Source organism: Buchnera aphidicola (Sitobion avenae), assembly GCF_005082585.1.
In the GTDB taxonomy this organism is placed as follows: domain Bacteria; phylum Pseudomonadota; class Gammaproteobacteria; order Enterobacterales; family Enterobacteriaceae; genus Buchnera; species Buchnera aphidicola_Z.
In genome coordinates this window covers 297,546-314,532 of sequence record NZ_CP034855.1, presented here as the reverse complement: position 1 = coordinate 314,532, position 16,987 = coordinate 297,546, and the positions used below count along the sequence as shown (strand labels likewise).

Here is a 16,987-nt window from a genome sequence, read left to right as displayed (position 1 = left end):
TTCTCAATAGTTAAATTTGATTAAAATTATTTTAATTGAAAAGTTTTTTGAATTTTTATCATTAATTCATGTTTTAAAAGATGATATTCTTTTTCTTCTTTTAAATCCTTAACTACAAAAAATCCTTTTTTCATTTCATGGTCACCTATTAAAATAATAATTCTTGCTGAAGAATTTATAGCATTCTTAATTTTTTTTCTAAGATTTTGATTTATAAAATTAACAAATGTTTTTAAATTTGGATATAAATCTCTTATTTCTTCAGATAAATTTATAGCATAATGTTTATTATTATCTCCTATAAAAATGATATAAATATTAATTTCTTCTATTTCTTCAGAAAAAATTTTCAGTGATTTTGTTAATAAAACTAAACGTTCTATTCCTATTGCAAATCCTATAGCAGATGTTTTTTTACCTCCCATTGCTTGGACTAAAGAGTCATATCTACCTCCTGCACATACAGTGTTTTGTGAACCTAACTTGTTAGTTTTCCATTCAAAAACAGTACTGTTATAATAATCTAGACCTCTTATTAAATTTGAATTGTATTTATATTTGATTCTATGAGCACACAGCATTTGACATAAATTTTTAAAACGATTACTTGAAGAAATATCAATATACTTACTAAGTAATGGTGCTTCTTTTAATATTTTTTGAACGTCTTTATTTTTAGAATCTAAAATACGTAAGGGATTGGTATATAAGCGTCTTTTACAGTCTTGATCTAGTAAGTGCTCATGTTTTTTAAGAAAACAAACAAGTTCTTTTGTATATTGAAAACGATCTATTTTAGAACCAATTGAATTTATCTCTAATATTACATGTGAATCAATACCCATTCGTTTCCATAAACGATTAGTTAAAATAATAACTTCCAAATCAATATCTTCTGTATCTAATCCAAAAACTTCTGCACCTAATTGAAAAAATTGACGATATCTCCCCTTTTGTGGTCTTTCATATCGAAACATAGGACCTAAATACCAAAATTTATTATTTTGTTTATGTAATAAATTATTTTGTATTATAGAACGTACGCAACCTACAGTACCTTCTGGACGTAAAGTTATACTATTACCTTTCCGATCATTAAAAGAATACATTTCCTTTTCTACTATATCGGTAATATCACCAATTGCTCTTTGAAAAATTTCAGTTTTTTCTAATATAGGCAGTCTAATTTCTAAATAACAGTAACTGGTAAGAACTTCTTTTAATATAACTTCTATATGATTCCATATTTTTAATTCTTTTGGAAGATAATCATGCATGCCTCTAATCGATTTAATTTCTTTATTCACTATTATCTCTTGTATTAAATATAAATTAATTAAAATGCATAGTTAAATATTATTTTTTTTAAAAGTATTCAATTCATCTAACTTTTTTATTTTATTTCGAATTTTTATTTCTAATTGTTCTATAATTTCTTCATTTTTTATTTTTTTTTGTTGTCGTATTCCATCTTCGTAAAATGCACTTTTCTTATTACTTCCTGTTACACCTAATGTTGCTGTTTTAGCTTCACCTATTCCATTAACAACACAACCAATAATAGATACATCTATAGGAGTCGAGACATCTTCTAATTTTTTTTCTAATTGATTTACTGTATTAATGACATCAAACTCTTGTCTAGAACAAGTGGGACAAGCAATAAAGTTAACGCCTCTTGATCTTATTTGCAATGCTTTTAAAATATCATAACCCACTTTTACTTCTTCAACAGGATTTGCAGCCAATGAAATCCGTATTGTATCTCCAATACCTTCTAATAATAATAAAGCAATACCTATAGAAGACTTTACTGTTCCATTTCTTAAACCTCCTGCTTCTGTTATCCCAATATGTAACGGTTGTGTGATTTTTTTTGCCAATATTCGATACGATTCAGTTGCTAAAAATACATTAGATGCTTTAACACTAACTTTAAATTGATTAAAATTAAAAGCATCAAAATATTCAATATGTCTCATAGCAGATTCTACTAAAGCTTCTGGAGTAGGTTCCTTATATTTTTTCAGTATATCTTTTTCTAAAGATCCAGCATTTACACCAATACGAATAGGAATATTTTTATCTTTTGCACAAGTAATTATTTCTGATATTCTTTTTTGATTTCCAATATTTCCAGGATTAATTCTTAAACAATCTGCACCATATTCTATAGCTTTTAAAGCTAATCTATAATCAAAATGTATATCTGCAATTAATGGAATCTTGATTTTTTTTTTAATTATTTTAAATGATTCTGCAGCTTTTAAACTTGGTATAGAAACACGAACAATATCAGCTCCTACTTGTTGTAATTCTAAAATTTGATTGATAGTTTCTAAAGTATTTGCCGTTTGAGTATTAGTCATGGACTGTACTGAAATTAATGCATGATTTCCAACAGGTACTTTACCAACATAAATACGATCAGATTTTCTTCTATTAATAATTTTGCATGTTTTCATAAAATTTTTTTTTAAATAATGAAAGTTATATTAAACAAATTTTTTTTTAAGACTATTTTTCATGCCGCTAGTTAATTGTCCACATGCTGCATGAATATCTTGTCCTCTATTCTTTCGAATCATTGCAGTAAATCCTTTTTTTCTTAAAATGTTTGCAAAAATATTAATACGATTAATATCGCTGCATAAAAAAGATGAACCGACAAAAGAATTCCAAGGAATTAAATTAATTTTACTAGGTATTTTCCTTAATAAAAAAGCTAATTCTTGAGCATTTTTATTTGAATCATTAATTCCATCTAGCATAACATATTCTATTGTCACTCCACCTCGGTTGGCATTTGAACTTTTAAAGTATTTAAATGCAGACTTTAAAACAGAGTCAATATTATATTTTCTATTAATAGGCATAATCATGTTTCGAATATAATTATTTGGAGCATGTAAAGAAATTGCTAAAGAAACATCAATCATACTATTCAACTTATCTAATGCTGGAACTATACCTGAAGTAGATAAAGTAACACGACGTTTTGATAAGCCAAAACCATATTCATCTAAAATTATTTTTAATGCAGACACAACATTTTTCAAATTCAATAAAGGTTCACCCATACCCATAAAAACGATATTAGTAATATTTTTTGTAATGTTTTTTTCTTTTAACATTTTATTTGCTTGCCAAATTTGAGCAATAATTTCAGAAACTTTTAAATTACGTTGAAAACCTTCTTTTCCGGTAGCACAAAAATGACATTGTAACGGACATCCTATTTGTGAAGAAATACAAAGAGTAGAACGTTTTTTTTCTGGTATATAAACTGTTTCAATTTTTTGATTATTAATCGAAGTAATCCACTTTATTGTACCATCACAAGATACTCTTTCTTCTATAAATTTTGCTGCAAATATATAAGATTTTTCATATAATTGATTTCTTATTTTAATACTAATATTAAACATTTTTTTAAAATCATTACAGTAATCATGATAAATCCAATACATAATTTGCTCTGCACAAAAACTTTTAGCTCCTAAAGAAATAAGAAAACATCTTAGATCTTGACGATTTAAGTCTAATAAATTAATTTTAGATGTTGAAATATTAAATATATTAATATTTTTTTTCATTTAAAAACCTAAAAAGAATTAATAAAAAATTTTTTCTCATTTTTAAAAATTCACCTAAGAAGAAGAAAAATAGTAAAATATATTTTTTAATAATAATATATTAAAATAATAAATTCATTAGTTTTCATTTTATTTTCATGTACTACAACATATTATATTTCTTATAATAAATGTTAAAGATATTTAAATCATGGTATTATTCTAATAAAATTTAAAATTTAGGAGATTTCAATGCATCCAATGTTAAATATTGCTATTCGTGCAGTAAGGAGAGGAGGAAATATCATAACTCAAAATTATGATACACATAAATTCATTAAAGAAGATGTAGAAAAAAATAAAATGTTCATAAAAAACATAATGTATAAAGCAAATAGAACAATTAGTTCAATTATTCATAAATCTTATCCTCATCATATTATTTTAAAAAAAAATGAAGACGTTTTTTTTACACAAAATGAAAAAAATACTATGTGGATTATTAATGAATTAGACGGAAAAAATAATTTTATTAAAAATTTTCCATATTTTTGTATTTCTATTGCTGTTGTTGTAAAAAATAGAACTGAAATTTCCGTAATATACGATCCTATAAAAAATGATTTATTTACAGCTGTAAAGGGACAAGGTTCACAATTAAATGGATACCGAACTAGATGTAGTAAAATTAATACTCTAAAATATACTACAGTAGCTGTTAATCTACCTGACAAAATTTATAACGAAACATTATCCTATTTTGAAATATATAAAAAATTAATTCAATATGGAATTTCTTTTAGATGTACTGGTTCTACGGTACTTGATTCTGCTTATGTTGCAGCTGGAAAAATAGATTGCTTATTTGATTTTAATTTAGAACCTAATAATTTTATAGCAGGAAAATTACAAGTACGAGAAGCTGGTTGCTTAATTAGTAATTTTAACGGAGGACATGAACATAATAATTGCCATTCTGGAAATATAACTAGTAGTCCAAAATTTATTAGATTGATTACTGAAAAAATACGCGAGTGCTATTTGATATAATTAAACAATAAATTATATTTTTTTAATTTTTTCACATGCGATATTATCGCATATCTTATTTATTTACTATACACCATTTCTTATTAATAAATACAGCTGACCAACCTGTAAATTTTCCTTCTTTTTTAGAAGCAATATAATGTTTTTTAGTCTTTTTGTTAAAGCATACAATAGTTTTATTGCCATTGTTATCAATTTTAGGTCCTGTAGATAAATAGTGTATTTTTTCTGGTAATAAATGTTCAAATCGAGCTAATTCTTCTATAAATGGAGACCTAGTTTCACGTGATTTGGGAAAAGTGTTTGCAGCAAAAAAAATACCAGAAACCCCTTCTCGTAAAACAAACCATGCATTAGATTCTTTACATGTTAATTCTGGAAAGGGAATAGGTTCTAATTTTGGAGCTGATATTTCACCATTAGGTAAAACTTTTCTTGTATTTTTGCATGTTTTATTTATACATATAAAAAATTTACCAAATGGACCTGTTTTAAACATCATATTACTATGACATTTTTCACATTGAATTATTTCAGAGAAATAAAGTGGACTTTTAAATATCCCTTCTTCGAGTTTATAGCCAATACAAGTAGGACTATTAATACAAATATGCAATTTTAATTTGGTATTAATAAAATAACTATCCATGGACATATTACATATTTCACATCGATTTATTTTGAGGGAAATATTTTTTTTATTGTCTTTTTCATCAAAACTATCTATTAATATTAAACTTATAGTTTGTTTGCAACGTTTTTTAACTTCAGTATTATTATATCCTAAACAACTGAGAAAAACACCAGTTATAGCAGTTTTTATCCCCATTTTTTTACAACAAACTGGACAACTAATTGAAATAGGAACAATATTATTTAGTTCCATACCTCCTTCTTCTGGACTTTTTTTAGCTTGTTCTAACTGCTCAGAAAATTTTTTAAAAAAAGAATCAAGTACATTTTTCCATGCTATTTTATCTTCAGCTACTTTATCAAGTTTTTTTTCCATCCGTGCAGTAAAGTTGTAATCGATTAGATTGCTAAAACTTTTTTTTAGTCTAACAGTAAGAATCTCTCCCATTTTTTCTGCATAAAACTTATTTTTTTTAATTTTAACATAACCTCGCTCTTGTATTTTTGACGTGATTACAGCATAAGTAGAAGGTCTTCCAATACCTTTTTTTTCTAACTCGCGAACCAAAGACGCTTCACTAAAACGCGGCAAAGGTTTAGTAAATTTTTGTATGGGTATTATTTGATCAAGAAATAATCTACTTCCTACATTTAACTCAGGAAATTCAGAGATAATATTTGTTTCTTCTATTAATACCTTGCTCCAACCGTTGAATAGTACTACGTGTTCATTTTTTTGTAATTTAAAAACATCAGCTAAAACTGTTATAGTAATAGATTTATATTTTATTGGTGTCATTTGAGATGCTATTAATTGATTCCAAATTAATTTATACAATTTTTTAGCACTTGAACTTAAATTATTTGAATGTATATCTTGGATCTTAACATCAGATGGTCTAATGGCTTCATGAGCTTCTTGAGAATGTTTTTGATTAGAATAAAAATTAGGTTCTTTAGGTAAATATTCACTACCGTAATAATTTTTAATATATGTTCTAACTTTTTTAATTGCATGTTGACTTAAATAATTAGAATCAGTTCTCATATAAGTTATATGACCTTCTTCATATAATTTTTGAGCTAAAAACATTGTTTTTTTGACGCTAAAACCTAAATTGAGACTAGCAGATTGTTGCAAAGTAGAAGTTATGAATGGAGCGGGCGCTGTTCTATATAATATTTTTTCTTCATATTTTTCAACAATATATAGTGATTCTTTAATTTTTTCTATTGCAAAAAAAATTTCTTTTTTATTTTTTGGGCGAAATTTTTTGTTGTCATAATGCGTTACATGCATACTAATCTTTTTTTTATCTTTAGATAAAAGAGATATGTTTAACTTCCAATATTCTTCTGTAATAAAATTTTTTATAATATTTTCACGATCTGCTATTATACGAACTGCTACAGATTGAACTCGACCTGCAGATAAACCTCTAGAAATTTTTCTCCATAACAAAGGTGAAATCATAAAACCTACAATGCGATCCATAAAACGACGTGCTTGTTGCGCATATACTCGATTCATATTTATATGACTGACATTTTTAAAAGCTTTTTTTATTGAACGTTTTGTAATTTCATTAAATACCACCCGACTAAATTTAGAAGAATCACCTCCAATAACTTCTTGCAAATGCCAAGCTATTGCTTCTCCTTCTCTATCTAAATCTGTCGCAAGATATATATGATCAACTTTATCAGCAATAATTTTCAATTCAGAAATTATTTTTTCTTTTCCAGGTAAAATATGATATTCAGCTTTCCAATTTTGATAAGGATCTATCCCAATTTGTTTTATTAAAAGTTCTTTTTCATTATATTTTAATAAAGAATCTTCATTAGAATACTTTTTATCTTTTCCTTTATTTTGTGATTTACCTGTTATTAAATCTCGCACATGTCCTATACTAGATTTAACTATGTATTCGCAACCTAAATATTGATTTATAGTTTTTGCCTTAGCTGGAGATTCAACTATAACAAGAGACTTTCGCATTTTTTTATCCAACAAATCATATGATGATTATATTAATTGTAATTCTAAAAACAATAATTAACATAATATTGATTACATTTAAAAAAATTCATTACCTTCTTTATAATTATAAATAATTTTTATAAAAAAATATTTTAAGTAAAGTTTTGCTAACATTGTGTGCTATAGAAGAAATAAAACGCTCTAATATTTTTTTACTGTAAACATACTGAATACTTAATAAAGTATATTCTTCCATTTTGGATATAAGAATATCATCACTTGTGCTGATTTGATCTACTAATTTTTTTTCTAAAGCCATTGTTCCAAACCAATGTTCTCCATTAGAAACACTTTCAATATCTAAAGAGGGTCTCATTTCTTTGATAAAATTCTTAAAAAGTTTATGTGTTGTATTCAATTCTTCACAGAATTTTTTTCGTGTTGATTCAGTGTTGTTTCCAAACATTGTTAAAGTACGTTTGTAATCTCCTGCAGTATGAAGTTCAATATCTACGTTATATTTTTTTAATAATTTATTAAAATTAGGTATTTGACCAACTACTCCGATAGAACCTATTATTGCAAATGGTGCTGAAACAATATAATCTGCAACACATGCCATCATATATCCTCCGCTTGCTGCAATTTTATCTACTGATACAATTAAACGTATTCCTTTTTGACGTAATCTATTTAATTGAGAAGCAGCTAATCCATACCCATGAATAACACCCCCTGAGCTTTCTAAACGTAATAAAACTTCGTCATTTTTATTTGCTACAGACAGTATCGCAGATATCTCTTCTCGTAATCCAATTACTTCATTTGCATGAACATCTCCCTTAAAATCTAATACATATAATTTTTTTCTTGTATTTTTTAAATATTTATTTTTATCATCTAGTATTTTTTTTTTGTTTTTTTCTTTTTCTTTTTTCAACCATATTTTTTTTTCAGAATTTTGCATGGTAGATAATAAAATCTTATTTTTTATAACTTTATAATTTTCTTGAAGCAAAGTAATTTTTATTTTTTTTTGAATGTTTTTATTTCTTTTTATTATAGTATAAAATAAAATTAATGCAGAAACACTAATTATAAAGAAAGTAATAATTTTTGCTAAGAATAATTCATAATTTATAAGTAAACTCACAGAATAGACCTTTTAAAAGAAGATAGATTAAATATTTTTTATTAAAATAAACAGATATAAAATTTTTAGTGTTTTTCAAAATATACTGTATTTAATAAATTATCTACTAATATAGAATTTAATTCAGTCCAATGCCCTAATTTTAAATTTTTAGGCAACATAATATTTCCATATCGTATTCTAATTAATCGATTGACTTGACATTGAACTGTTTTCCACATAGATCTAATTTCTCGATATTTTCCTTCACATAAAACTCCTTTAAACCATTTATTTTTTTTGCTTAATTCTTGATTATGCATAGGTTGTATGCTTTTAAATGAGACATAACCGTCTTTAATTTTAACTCCATTCTTTAAAATATTCATTGTATTTTTATTAATATCTCCAAAAACTCGAATATAATATTCTCTTTCTACTTTGTTCCTAGGATGCATGAGTTGGTTAGCTAAATATCCATTGTTTGTAAACAATAATAATCCTCTAGTATTAAGATCTAATCTGCCAATACTAATCCATCGATGAATTTTTAAAAATGGTAATTTATCAAATACTGTTGGACGTTTTTTATCATCATTTCTAGTACAAATTTCTCCTTCAGGTTTATTATAAATTATTATTTTTGTTTTGAATTGTGTTTTTTGTATAGGTATTATTGCTCCCTTGATTTTAATTTCTCCAGGATTTTTATTGTCTAGACGTTGACCAACTTCTGCTTTTTTACCATTAACAGATATATTTCCAAGTTTAATCATTTCTTCAATTATTCGACGTGATCCATATCCATAATGAGATAATATTTTTTGTATTTTTTCACTCATTTATTAAGACCTTTAATAATTTTATTACAATATAGAAAAAAACCTTAATTTGTTACTTTTTTTGTTTTTTTTGATAATTGATTGGAATTAAAGTTAGTAATATTCCTATCATTAACGGGAAAACAAACCACATTTTACATAATATAATTGTATTTTTATAAATATAATTTTCTAGAAATCCAGCAATAACCGGAAAAATTAAGAAAACAGTAGAAGCATAAAATGCACTTACTTTTTGTTGCAAATAAAAATAAGATAAAATGCCAAAAATTCCAGAAAAATCTCCGAGATAAAGTATTGCTAAAATAGATCTATTAGACATTGTATTAATATGTGGATTTTCTATAAACCAAGATACAGTAGATAACAATATTCCAGATATTAATGATGGCAAAGCATTAAAAGTAATAACAGATACATTACAGCATTTTTTTTGGCATTCGGCATAGATAAAAGCATGACTAAATAAGGCAAGAAGTAAAGCTAAAATTCCCTTCCACTGAAAAAAACATTGTGATTCTAATTCTATTAATAAAATAGTTGATAATGTAATTAAAGAAATCAATATTCCTATTTTTTGAGTTAAAAATAATTTTTTTTTCAAATATAAAAATGATATTATTAATACAACTACAGGCATAGTTGAAAATATAACAGAAGCAGTAGAAGAACTAACGTACATACCTCCGTATAACATTAATGTAAATGGTATAGCAAAATAAAAAATTGCGATAACAAATTGAAACCATCTTTGTCCATAAGGAAATAAAAGAGGTGTTTTTGTATAGAAAGCAATAATAATTAATAGAGGAGCTGCAACTAAAAAACGTATTCCAGTAGCAAAAAATGGAGGAATTGTTTCTGTTGCAATTTTCATTGCAATCCAAGTTGTCCCCCAAGTAAGAGATACTAAAGAAAATAATATTATAATTAACACCTTATTCATGAAAAAAAACTCCAAAAAATAAAAATATAACATAGATCATATCTGGAAATGATAGTTATATTTTTATTTTTTTAGTATAAATTTTATAAATAAATTTTAAGAAAAAAATTTTTTAAATTTAAATTGAATTATTTACATCAATAGATTATTGTGGAAATTTAAAAAAATATAAATATTAAAACATTTTATTATGTTAATAAATATTTATTTTAAAAATTTTCTCAAGGTAATAAATGCAAAATATTTTTAATAAAATTTATGATTCAAAATCTTTAAGTCAAAAAGAAAGTTATCAACTATTTAAATTAATTTCTTCTGGAGAAATAACAGATATACAATTAGCATCTATCTTAACAGCAATGCGCATAAGAGGTGAAACAATAGAAGAAATTACAGGTGCAATACATGCATTTTCAGAAAAAATGAAATTTTTTTCCAGACCTAATTATATTTTCTCTGATATCGTAGGGACAGGTGGAGATTCTCAAAATACTATTAATATTTCAACTGCAAGTGCCTTTGTTGCTGCAACATGTGGTTTTAAAATTATTAAACATTGCAATCAAAAAATTTCTAGCACATCAGGTTCTTCTGATCTTTTGGAAAAATTCAATATAAATTTAAATGCATCTCCAGAAAAATCCCGTCAAACTTTAGATCAATTAAATGTTTGTTTTTTATTTGCACCTAATTATCATACTGGTTTTAAATATTCTAACAACGTTCGCAAAGTTTTAAAAACCAAAACGATTTTTAATTTAATAGGTCCTTTTCTTAATCCAGCAAAACCTCCTCTATCTGTTATTGGTGTTTATAATAAAAAATTAATAAGTCCTGCAATTAATATTTTGAAAAATCTAAAATGTCAACGGGGTATAGTTTTTCACAGTCATAATACTGATGAGGTTACTTTATATGGAACAACATATGTTTCTGAATTATCAAATCAAAAGATTATATCATATGAACTAGAACCAAAAAGTTTTGGATTGAATATTCATTCTAAAAAAATATTAAAAATAAATTCTTTAGAAGAAAGTTATCGTATTATAAGTCAAACAATGAAAGGCAAAGGTAATAGATTACATGAAGAATTAATTGCAGTAAATGTAGCAATGTTATTAAAAGTTTTTGGATGTGAGAACTTAAAAGACAACACTGAATTAGCACTAAATAAAATTCGAAGTGGAGATGTTTATAAACATATAAAAAATATTGCTAATATGCTAAAAGAAGATGAAAATGAAAGAAACAATACTGAAAAAAATTGTACAATATAAATATGATTGGATTGAATCTAGAAGATTAAAACAACCATTGATTACTTTTAAAAATCAAATTAATAAAAACACCCGTAGTTTTTATAATTCTTTAAAAGAAAAAAAACCATGTTTTATATTGGAATGCAAAAAAGCTTCTCCTACTTTAGGAATTATTAGAAATAATTTTGATTTAGTTGAAATTTCTAATGTTTATAAAAAATATGCTTCTTCTATTTCAGTGCTTACAGATTCAAAATATTTTCATGGAAATTTAAAATTTATAAAAATAGTACGAGAGTGTGTTACTCAGCCTATTTTATGCAAAGATTTTTTTATTGATTCATATCAGGTGTATTTAGCGAGATATTATCATGCAGATGCTATTTTATTAATGTTATCTATTTTAGATGATGTCAAATATCGAGAATTATCTACAATAGCAAAAACATTAAATATGGGTATATTAACTGAAGTAAATAATGAAGTAGAATTAAAACGGGCTCTTAAACTAGAAGCTAATATTATTGGTATTAACAATCGTAATTTACATGATTTATCAATTGATTTAAATCGCACTCGTATTTTATCTCCTTTAATCAAAAAAGACATTATAATAATTAGCGAGTCGGGCATAAAAAAATATCGTGAAATCAAAGAACTCAGTAAATTTGTTAATGGTTTTTTAATTGGTTCACATCTAATGTCTAAAATTGATTTAGAGATAGGTGTACGTTCTATAATATTCGGTAATAATAAAATTTGTGGATTAACTCGCAGTGCTGATATAAAAAGCGCTGAAAAATATGGAGCAATTTATGGCGGTCTTATTTTTGTAAAAAATTCCCTTCGTTATATTACACAAAATACTGCGAAAAAAATTATTTTAAATAAAAGATTAAGGTTTATAGGTATTTTCCAAAATGAAGACATAAATCTTATTAGTAAAATTGCTGAAGAACTTTCTTTATATGCAATTCAATTACATGGTTACGAAAATAAAAAATATGTTAATAAATTAAGAAAAGTACTCCCTCATCAAATTAAAATTTGGAAAGCTTTTTCTATTCAATCAGAATTTCCTAATTGTAATTGGGATAATATAAACATGTATGTATTTGATTCTTTTTGCGGTGGAAGTAATAGAACTTTTAATTGGTCTATTCTACATGATCATATTTTAGATAACGTTATTTTAGCTGGTGGGATTAATGTAGAAAATTGTATCGCAGCTTCTCAATTAAATTGTTCGGGGTTAGATTTTAATTCTGGTGTAGAAATCTCTCCTGGTATTAAAGATCCTAAAAAAATAAGATCAGTTTTTAAAATATTAAGATATTATTAAATTAATTTTTTTGTTTAATAGACTACAGGAAAATATTACATGGCTTTACTAAATCCTTATTTTGGTGAATTTGGAGGTATGTACGTTCCTCAAATATTGATGCCGGCTTTATTAAAATTGGAAGAAACATTTGTTACTGCACAAAAAGATAATGCTTTCCAAAAAAAATTTCATAATTTATTAAAAAATTATGCTGGCAGACCTACACCATTAACTTTATGTAGTAATTTAACAAAAGGTACTAAAACACGAATTTATCTTAAAAGAGAAGATTTATTACACGGCGGAGCACATAAAACCAATCAAGTTTTAGGACAAGCTATGTTGGCAGTTAAAATGAAGAAAACATCAATTATCGCTGAAACAGGTGCTGGTCAACATGGTGTTGCTAGTGCAATTGCTTGTGCGCTATTCAATTTGAAATGTAGAATTTACATGGGTGAAAAAGATATTATAAGACAAAATACGAATGTATTTCGAATGAAATTAATGGGCGCTGAAGTAATATCAGTAAAAAATGGTTCTGGAACATTGAAAGATGCGTGTAATGAGGCTTTGCGTGATTGGTCTAATAGCTATCAAACATCTCATTATATGATTGGTACTGCAGCTGGACCACATCCATATCCTATTATTGTTCGTGAATTTCAAAGAATTATTGGAAAAGAAGCAAGAAAACAAATTTTAGAAAAAGAAAATAAACTTCCTAATTCAATTATCGCATGTGTTGGTGGTGGATCTAATGCTATTGGCATTTTTTCAGATTTTATTGACGATAATAATGTGAATTTAATTGGAGTAGAACCAGCCGGTTGTGGGATCCAAACAGGAAGGCATGGTGCACCATTAAAACATGGAAGAACTGGTATTTTTTTTGGCATGAAATCTAGTTTAATGCAAAGTAAAGAAGGTCAAATTCAAGAATCTTGGTCAGTTTCAGCAGGATTAGATTTTCCATCTGTTGGTCCTGAGCATGCTTGGTTAAATAGTATTCATCGTGCTCAATATGTTTCTATTACTGATAAAGAAGCAATTGATGCATTCCAAATTCTATGTAAAAAAGAAGGTATTATCCCTGCTTTAGAATCTTCGCATGCATTAGCATATGCATTAAAATTAATGAAAATGAATCCTCAAAAAAAACAAATTTTAATTGTTAATCTTTCTGGTCGGGGTGATAAAGACATTTCTACAGTACATAATTTCTTAAAAAAGAAAGAGAACATATAATGAGTCGATATCAGGTAATGTTTAAACAATTATCTTTATTAAAAGAAGGATGTTTTATACCCTTTGTGGTTTTAGGTGATCCTTCTTTAGAAATATCAATAAAAATCATTGATACTCTAATTCAAAACGGAGCAGATGCTTTAGAAATTGGAATTCCATTTTCAGATCCATTGGCTGATGGGCCGATTATTCAAAAATCTAATTTACGTGCATTATCTAATAAAAATACTTTTTTAGAATATTTTAAAATATTAAAAAAAATACGTAGTAAAAATAAAAGATTACCTATTGGTATTTTAATATATGCTAATCTTATATATAATCAAGGAATTAATAATTTTTATTTTCAATGTTTAAATTCTGGTATAGATTCTGTTCTTATAGCGGATGTTCCAATTGAAGAATCTAAAATATTTTATAAAACTGCAAATAAGTATCAAATTAATTCTATTTTTATTTGTCCTCCAAATGCAGATGATAATTTTTTATATAATATTTCTTTATATGCACAAGGATTTATTTATGTATTATCTCGTTCTGGAGTAACTGGAATTGATAAAAAAACTTTGTCACTATCTAGACAATTTATAAAAAACATAAAGAAATATAATTCTATTCCTTTGTTACAAGGTTTTGGAATTTCAAACTCTAAACAAGTCAAAAAAGCAATATCATTAGGTTTATCTGGTATAATATGCGGTTCAGCGATCATTAATATTATTGAGAAAAATTTAAATGAAGAAGAAATCATGATTGAAAAAATAAAAAAATTTACTAATTTATTAAAATCTTCTACTAAATTAGAATAATATTCTTTATTAGAATACATATTTTTTTATATTTTAAAAAATATTCTTATCTAAAATAATATGTATAATCTTCGCATCATATTAAGTATTTATAAGGAATATACATATGAAAATTACCGTAAACGAATTACGTCATGATACATGTTATTTTTTTTATAAACAAATAAGAACTATTTTTTTTATATCTATATTTATTGCTTTTATTAATCTAATAATAGATATTTTTGTTAAACCAAACATTTATATTATATCTATAATAGAAAATAATAATTTTATTAATGCTCACGCACTATTAGAATTAATTAATAGTATGAATTTAGAAGAAAAACATGAATTATTAAAATATTCTATTTTTAAAATTATAGAATCATTAATGAGTAAAACAGTATTGTTAGGAAGTATTATAATTTTAATTTCCAGTGTATCTAACAGTGAAAAAAAAACCATTATAACATCAATATGTTCTTTGTTTTCATTTTTACCTAGTTTGTTTATACTAAATTTTCTAAGTACTATTATAATTCAAATAGGTTTTATGTTATTTATTATTCCAGGCGTATTACTATCAATAACACTTTCTTTATCACCTATTATTTTTTCTTTTAAAAAACATGGATTAATAGATTCTATCCGTCTTAGTATATCTATCTCTTGGAGATATATAAAAATAATAAGCCCATGTATTTTAACTTGGATGTTTAGTAAATTTATTTTGACAGTATTCTTAGATCATATTCATTTTCTTAACAAGAATATTTTAGATTTAATATCTAATGTTAGTATGAATATATTATTTTCTATTTTAATCATATACCTATTTCGATTTTATATGATTTTCTTGCGTTCTTAAAAATCTAAAGAATATCCAGGTTTATATTATGAAACAAATATTAAATATATTACCTATGCTCATTTTCTTCATATTTTATAAGTTTTATGATATTTTTATAGCTTCCGGTTCTCTTATTGTTATATCAGGATTAGTGTGTATACTTCATTGGATTCTTTACAAAGAAATAGATAAAATTAATTTATTTAGTTTTTTTGTAGTTGCTCTTTTTGGTTCTCTTACAATATTTTTTCATGATAGTCAATTTATTAAATGGAAAATAACAATAATTTATATAATTTTTTCTTTAGTTTTATTAATTAGTCAATTTTTAACAAAAAAAACAATGATACAAAGATTTTTAGAAAAAGACATAAAAATATCTCATGTGTACTGGCGTAAAATTAATTTTTTTTGGTCTTTATTTTTTTTGTTTTGTGGTATTTTGAATATTTATATAGCATTTTATTTTTCAGAAAAGGAATGGGTAAATTTTAAAGTTTTTGGTTTTACATCTTTAACATTTGTTTTAATTTTATTAACGAGTATTTATATAAATTTTAAAATTTCGAAAAAATAAATAATTTTTTACAACATAATAGAGTGAACGTTTTAATAATGTCAAAAAAAAATAAATTACCAAAAGGGACAATAGTATTAAAAACACTTTCAATGCCTACAGATATTAATGCTAATGGTGATATTTTTGGCGGTTGGATTATGTCTCAAATGGATATAGGCGGGGCAATATTAGCAAAAGAGATTGCGGGAGGAAAAGTAGCTACTGTACGAGTTGATGGAATTACTTTTTTAAAATCTGTATCTGTTGGTGATATTGTTAATTGCTATGCAAATTGCATAAAAATTGGAAAAAGTTCTATTAAAATCAATATAGAGATATGGATTAAAAAAATTTGTTCGAAACCATTAGGTCAATACTACTGTGCTGCAGAAGCAGTATTTATTTATGTAGCCATTGATAACACAGGAAAATCTCGTGAATTGTTACCTATGAGCATTATTTAAACAAAAAAAAATAAAATAATTCTTTTATTAAGATATATTTCTAAAAATTTTTTAATTTTTATAAAGGATGCTATCAAGGTATCACGTTCAACACTTGATAAAACTAATTTAAAATTTATTTATGATGCAATTATTTTTTTTAACGGTGTTGAACAAAATAGTATTGTATAATTCTTATATTTTTTATATTGAAAATAATATTAAAAAAATAAATAAATTTTTAGTATTCATTAATTATCTTAATACTTTAAATATTACATATACTTTATTCTAAAAAAAATATTTAATTAAATACAAGAAACTTTTGAAAAAATCATACATAGGACC

15 protein-coding genes are annotated in these 16,987 nt (G+C 25.0%); 8 read left to right on the top strand and 7 right to left on the bottom strand.

Features of this window, described 5'->3' with window-relative positions:
- Positions 1 to 26 precede the first annotated feature (26 nt).
- Genes hisS through rlmN form a run of 3 tightly spaced genes read right to left on the bottom strand, consistent with a single transcriptional unit; the run spans position 27 to position 3,596 of the window.
- Positions 27 to 1,307, bottom strand: coding sequence for a histidine--tRNA ligase (gene hisS / locus D9V77_RS01440; protein WP_158338372.1), 1,281 nt, complete (start codon positions 1,305 to 1,307; stop codon positions 27 to 29).
- A 42-nt stretch (positions 1,308 to 1,349) separates the two neighbouring features.
- A complete protein-coding gene (gene ispG / locus D9V77_RS01435) occupies positions 1,350 to 2,465 on the bottom strand; it encodes a flavodoxin-dependent (E)-4-hydroxy-3-methylbut-2-enyl-diphosphate synthase (protein WP_158338370.1) in 1,116 nt (371 codons plus the stop codon).
- A 30-nt stretch (positions 2,466 to 2,495) separates the two neighbouring features.
- A complete protein-coding gene (rlmN, locus tag D9V77_RS01430; protein WP_158338368.1) occupies positions 2,496 to 3,596 on the bottom strand; it encodes a 23S rRNA (adenine(2503)-C(2))-methyltransferase RlmN in 1,101 nt (366 codons plus the stop codon).
- 231 nt (positions 3,597 to 3,827) lie between these two features.
- Between rlmN and D9V77_RS01425 the strand changes: the two genes are divergently transcribed.
- Complete coding sequence (locus D9V77_RS01425; RefSeq protein WP_158338366.1) at positions 3,828 to 4,625, top strand: inositol monophosphatase family protein; 798 nt, start codon at positions 3,828 to 3,830, stop codon at positions 4,623 to 4,625.
- A gap of 55 nt (positions 4,626 to 4,680) precedes the next feature.
- Here the strand turns inward: D9V77_RS01425 and topA are convergent, their stop codons facing one another.
- The 4 genes from topA to D9V77_RS01405 all read right to left on the bottom strand — a co-directional run bounded on the left by topA (position 4,681) and on the right by D9V77_RS01405 (position 10,162).
- On the bottom strand, positions 4,681 to 7,260 hold the full coding sequence (topA, locus tag D9V77_RS01420; RefSeq protein ID WP_158338364.1) for a type I DNA topoisomerase: 2,580 nt from the start codon (positions 7,258 to 7,260) through the stop codon (positions 4,681 to 4,683).
- Positions 7,261 to 7,366: 106 nt separating this feature from the next.
- Positions 7,367 to 8,395: a protease SohB gene (gene sohB / locus D9V77_RS01415; RefSeq protein ID WP_158338362.1), complete on the bottom strand. Its 1,029-nt coding sequence runs from the start codon at positions 8,393 to 8,395 to the stop codon at positions 7,367 to 7,369.
- A 65-nt stretch (positions 8,396 to 8,460) separates the two neighbouring features.
- On the bottom strand, positions 8,461 to 9,216 hold the full coding sequence (locus tag D9V77_RS01410; protein WP_158338360.1) for a pseudouridine synthase: 756 nt from the start codon (positions 9,214 to 9,216) through the stop codon (positions 8,461 to 8,463).
- Between the two features lie 52 nt (positions 9,217 to 9,268).
- The gene (locus D9V77_RS01405) at positions 9,269 to 10,162 is read right to left on the bottom strand and encodes a DMT family transporter (protein ID WP_158338358.1); all 894 of its coding nucleotides are present in this window, start codon (positions 10,160 to 10,162) and stop codon (positions 9,269 to 9,271) included.
- A 233-nt stretch (positions 10,163 to 10,395) separates the two neighbouring features.
- Here D9V77_RS01405 and trpD point away from each other — a divergent pair, with 233 nt between their 5' ends.
- From trpD to yciA, 7 genes are all read left to right on the top strand, one after another.
- Complete coding sequence (trpD, locus tag D9V77_RS01400; RefSeq protein WP_158338356.1) at positions 10,396 to 11,442, top strand: anthranilate phosphoribosyltransferase; 1,047 nt, start codon at positions 10,396 to 10,398, stop codon at positions 11,440 to 11,442.
- Entirely contained in the window at positions 11,405 to 12,766 is a 1,362-nt protein-coding gene (trpCF, locus tag D9V77_RS01395) for a bifunctional indole-3-glycerol-phosphate synthase TrpC/phosphoribosylanthranilate isomerase TrpF (protein WP_158338354.1), read from the top strand. The genes trpD and trpCF overlap by 38 nt, the downstream gene beginning before the upstream one ends.
- 39 nt (positions 12,767 to 12,805) lie before the next feature.
- A complete protein-coding gene (trpB, locus tag D9V77_RS01390) occupies positions 12,806 to 13,996 on the top strand; it encodes a tryptophan synthase subunit beta (protein WP_158338352.1) in 1,191 nt (396 codons plus the stop codon).
- Positions 13,996 to 14,805 (top strand): tryptophan synthase subunit alpha, encoded by an 810-nt coding sequence (gene trpA, locus D9V77_RS01385; RefSeq protein WP_158338350.1) that lies wholly within the window; start codon positions 13,996 to 13,998, stop codon positions 14,803 to 14,805. Before trpB ends, trpA begins: the two co-directional genes overlap by 1 nt.
- Positions 14,806 to 14,911: 106 nt before the next feature.
- Positions 14,912 to 15,655 (top strand): YciC family protein, encoded by a 744-nt coding sequence (locus D9V77_RS01380; RefSeq protein ID WP_158338348.1) that lies wholly within the window; start codon positions 14,912 to 14,914, stop codon positions 15,653 to 15,655.
- A gap of 28 nt (positions 15,656 to 15,683) precedes the next feature.
- Complete coding sequence (locus D9V77_RS01375; RefSeq protein ID WP_158338346.1) at positions 15,684 to 16,214, top strand: septation protein A; 531 nt, start codon at positions 15,684 to 15,686, stop codon at positions 16,212 to 16,214.
- 38 nt (positions 16,215 to 16,252) lie between these two features.
- Positions 16,253 to 16,660, top strand: a complete 408-nt coding sequence (yciA, locus tag D9V77_RS01370) for an acyl-CoA thioester hydrolase YciA (RefSeq protein ID WP_158338344.1) — start codon at positions 16,253 to 16,255, stop codon at positions 16,658 to 16,660.
- Positions 16,661 to 16,987 lie beyond the last annotated feature (327 nt).

Excerpts from the sequence above, each read along its gene's own strand:
- D9V77_RS01405 (WP_158338358.1), bottom strand. The coding sequence starts at position 10,162 with ATGAATAAGGTGTTAATTATAATATTATTTTCTTTAGTATCTCTTACT.
- trpB (WP_158338352.1), top strand. The coding sequence starts at position 12,806 with ATGGCTTTACTAAATCCTTATTTTGGTGAATTTGGAGGTATGTACGTT.
- trpD (WP_158338356.1), top strand. The coding sequence starts at position 10,396 with ATGCAAAATATTTTTAATAAAATTTATGATTCAAAATCTTTAAGTCAA.
- ispG (WP_158338370.1), bottom strand. The coding sequence starts at position 2,465 with ATGAAAACATGCAAAATTATTAATAGAAGAAAATCTGATCGTATTTAT.
- D9V77_RS01375 (WP_158338346.1), top strand. The coding sequence starts at position 15,684 with ATGAAACAAATATTAAATATATTACCTATGCTCATTTTCTTCATATTT.
- topA (WP_158338364.1), bottom strand. The coding sequence starts at position 7,260 with ATGCGAAAGTCTCTTGTTATAGTTGAATCTCCAGCTAAGGCAAAAACT.
- trpCF (WP_158338354.1), top strand. The coding sequence starts at position 11,405 with ATGAAAGAAACAATACTGAAAAAAATTGTACAATATAAATATGATTGG.
- rlmN (WP_158338368.1), bottom strand. The coding sequence starts at position 3,596 with ATGAAAAAAAATATTAATATATTTAATATTTCAACATCTAAAATTAAT.
- D9V77_RS01410 (WP_158338360.1), bottom strand. The coding sequence starts at position 9,216 with ATGAGTGAAAAAATACAAAAAATATTATCTCATTATGGATATGGATCA.
- yciA (WP_158338344.1), top strand. The coding sequence starts at position 16,253 with ATGTCAAAAAAAAATAAATTACCAAAAGGGACAATAGTATTAAAAACA.
- D9V77_RS01380 (WP_158338348.1), top strand. The coding sequence starts at position 14,912 with ATGAAAATTACCGTAAACGAATTACGTCATGATACATGTTATTTTTTT.
- D9V77_RS01425 (WP_158338366.1), top strand. The coding sequence starts at position 3,828 with ATGCATCCAATGTTAAATATTGCTATTCGTGCAGTAAGGAGAGGAGGA.
- trpA (WP_158338350.1), top strand. The coding sequence starts at position 13,996 with ATGAGTCGATATCAGGTAATGTTTAAACAATTATCTTTATTAAAAGAA.